Source organism: Paenibacillus ihuae, assembly GCF_001368795.1.
Lineage (GTDB): Bacteria > Bacillota > Bacilli > Paenibacillales > Paenibacillaceae > Paenibacillus_AQ > Paenibacillus_AQ ihuae.
Genome location: NZ_LN831199.1, coordinates 162,041 through 165,280 on the forward strand (window position 1 = coordinate 162,041; position 3,240 = coordinate 165,280).

At 52.6% G+C, this 3,240-nt stretch carries 4 protein-coding genes; all 4 read right to left on the reverse strand.

The features are described 5' to 3' along the window. Positions 1–759 (reverse strand): rod shape-determining protein MreB (gene mreB, locus AQR02_RS20390; RefSeq protein WP_245237639.1); only part of this gene is annotated, 759 nt, incomplete at its 3' end. Positions 760–942: 183 nt separating this feature from the next. After that, positions 943–1,230 (reverse strand): sporulation transcriptional regulator SpoIIID, encoded by a 288-nt coding sequence (gene spoIIID / locus AQR02_RS20395; protein WP_019915029.1) that lies wholly within the window; start codon positions 1,228–1,230, stop codon positions 943–945. Positions 1,231–1,468: 238 nt separating this feature from the next. Next, positions 1,469–2,209, reverse strand: a complete 741-nt coding sequence (spoIIQ, locus tag AQR02_RS20400) for a stage II sporulation protein SpoIIQ (protein WP_054942290.1) — start codon at positions 2,207–2,209, stop codon at positions 1,469–1,471. A 60-nt stretch (positions 2,210–2,269) separates the two neighbouring features. Continuing rightward, on the reverse strand, positions 2,270–3,240 hold a 971-nt coding region (gene spoIID / locus AQR02_RS20405; RefSeq protein ID WP_082451995.1), incomplete at its 5' end, for a stage II sporulation protein D.

Consider the following 3,240-nt stretch of genomic DNA (forward strand, 5'->3'; position numbering starts at 1 on the left):
CGAAACCGGGTCCCACAGCGCTTCCTTCACTTCGCCGGATGAAATTGTGAGCGTCTGGGGAAGTCCGCTTACCATGTCCCGTCCCCTGATATCCATCTCGGCCTTCATGCCGCCGGGGCGGACCGAGCCGATGGAAACCTTAATATCCTCAGCGGTACGTTCACCGATTAACAGTTTGTACTTCTGCTTAATATATTTTAAAATGGCCTCGTCGAACTTGTCCCCTGCGACTTTAATCGAGGAGGCGGTAACGACGTCGCCCATGGACAGGACAGCTACATCCGTCGTTCCGCCGCCGATATCGACGACCATATTTCCGCTTGGTTGATAAATATCCATACCCGCTCCGATGGCAGCGGCTTTAGGTTCTTCCTCCAGATAAACATCCCTGGCCCCGCTGCGTTCGGCTGCTTCCCGGATTGATTTCTGTTCAACTGATGTTATGTTCGTGGGGGCGCAGATCAATATGCGGGGCTTGGAGTACCAGGTACGTCCGCCAACGCGGTCGATGAAATACTTCAGCATCATTTCCGTTATGGCAAAATCAGCAATGACACCGTCCCTGAGAGGACGAATAGTAGTAATATTACCAGGTGTACGTCCAACCATGCGACGTGCCTGTTCCCCAACTGCAAGGACCCGCCTCGTATCACTTTCAAGTGTGACCACGGAGGGTTCATCCAGAACGACTCCCCTCCCTTTGACATGAATGAGCACATTGGCAGTGCCGAGATCGATTCCGATATCCTTGCTAAGCATAATAAAAGAGCCCCCAAAGTGTTATTTTAAATGAGAATAGTAAGTTGAAGAACGTGAACTTAATAATGTTGAAACGCTTCATTATTAAGTTCATCTTGTGTAGTACCAAATTTAAAAATACCATACTTTAGGGGAAGTATACAATGCGATAAAACTGAATAATAGCTTAAAAATCCAAAAATATCATGGCTTTGAGGCTACAGCAACCTCGCGTTTTTTACCGGTCGTTTTTTTATACTTAATTTTTGTCGCTTCTCCCCCCCGCAGATGACGAATCGATTTGTGATATTCGAGAATGTGCTTCACCTGATCCGCTAAATCCGGGTTAATTTCCGGCAAACGTTCGGTTAGATCTTTATGCACCGTGCTCTTTGATACGCCAAATTCCTTGGCTATGGTCCGGACCGTATGCCTGGTTTCCACGATGCAGCGTCCGATTTTGATCGTCCGTTCCTTGATGTAATCGTGCACGCTCCCGCCTCCCAACTGTGGATAGTTTGGTACATTATATGAGGGGCGGGCCTATATATTCGCGCTTTCAGGACGTGACAAGCCCGGGAAGGCTCATTTTATTTCATGGACAACCGTAAAGAGCCCGGATTTCGCGGAATGGGACTAAAGATGTGCTTTTAGTAATAAGCTTAGAGTTACCCCACCGTGGAGCGCACAAAAAAACAGGAGGCCTGCGCCCCCTGAGAAAAAATGCATTTTAGCGTTGTGTCAGCAGATCAGACGGATTTACAGGCTTTCCATCCTCGTACACTTCAAAGTGCACATGGTTGCCGAGATCCTTCTCAATTTCACTGCGTCCCGCTGTTGCCGGCGTATCGCCCTGCTTCACTTCATCGCCTTGCTTCACTTTGATATCACCGAGGCTCTGATACACGGTCTTCAGATTACCGGGATGGGTAATCTCAACAACCTTGCCGAATACCGCAACATCTTCCACCCGTGTCACTTCACCGCTAAGTGCAGCTTTGACATCAAACGTTTTGTTATCCTCACGGGCGATGTCGATGCCGTTATTGGTTACAAAGGTGTTGTCATACTGTACCATGGCTGCAACGTGATTTTCTTCGGTCCCATTTTCATCGTAGAACGGTTTAACCACTTCCACATCACTTGGGCTGGCCACCGGCCAAGCCAGGTTTTCTGCCGATGCGACAACTTCGACTGCTGCAGGATCTCCAGCCGTACCGGCTTCATTGCCGGAACCAGCGGTGTCCTGTGAAACTACAGCGGCGGTGTCAGGATTCAGCGGCTTCTGGCCGGCATCCTGATAGAACCACACCAAGGTTAGTATAAGAGCCGCTGCCGCCGTGTAGACTGCCGGGAATACCCAGCGTCTCGATAATACTCTGTTCCATGAAGAAGGCTTAGCGCCTGAATCTCCCTGCTTGTTTTTGAGAGATTCATCATGGGTTTGTTTGTTTTTGTCTTGTTCATTCATAGTTTATCACCTCAGTAACCAGTGTTACCGGGCGATCCGCTTTTATACGTATCTTTTAAGTTATTTTTTCAGAAGAGTTGAGACTTGGGTAAAAGAGATGCCGCTGTAGTAGTGTTTGAGAATCTGAGTGGCTGTGCTGCCTTCCTTGGCCATCCCGTTCGCCCCCCACTGGCTCATTCCTACTCCATGCCCGTTTCCGTAGGTGGTGATGAGTACTTTACTGCCTTGCCGCTTCCAGGTGAACTGGCTGGAGCGCAGCCCCAGCTTCTCTCGTACCTCGCGTCCGGTGAACACGGTTCCCCCGATGGAAATCTCCTTGACCCGGTGCCCGTCAGTGAGCGACAGGACCACAGCCGGCAGAGCAGAGGAGGATACCGGCTTCACCTTCCCGGTTGCAGACAGACCCGCGGAGGCTGGAAGGGCTTTGGACTCCAGCCCCAGCTTGCTGAGCAGCTCAGAGGTACTGAAGCTGACCGTTACTGCGAGATTCGGTGTAATCGCCAGCTCCCACGGGCTGGCTACGCTGCGTAAATAAGGAACGGCAAAATTCCAGTAGTCTTCCGAATTTTCGGTATAGCCTCCGCTGGAGGCGAAGAAGGAAGCCGTAATCGGCTGCCCCTTATAGGTCATGATCACTCCGCGCGTCTCTAAGGCCGCGCGGCGGAGCTTGGCCAGCGCGGCGCTTTTGCCGCCGTGCTCCCAATCCCGTTCCAGCGTTGCCTGCGATACGTAAGCCTGATGGCTTACCGTATCACTTACATCCGCCTCCAGAACGGGCACCCCGCTGTGGTCGCCGGCCATCAGGCGGCGAACGATGAAGGTGCGTGCGGCCACGGCCTGCGCTTTGAGCGCTTCGAGCTCAAAGTCGGCAGGCATCTCGGCCGCCAGCACGCCGCTGACGTAGTCCTCCAGCGGCAGGGTCTCGATTTGTCCGCTCCGCGACAAATAGACGGAGACCTCCGGCTGCGGGACTTCCGCAGCCGCTGCCGGCGCAGCCGGGGAGGCCGTGGCCTGCGGCACGGCCGGCGGCA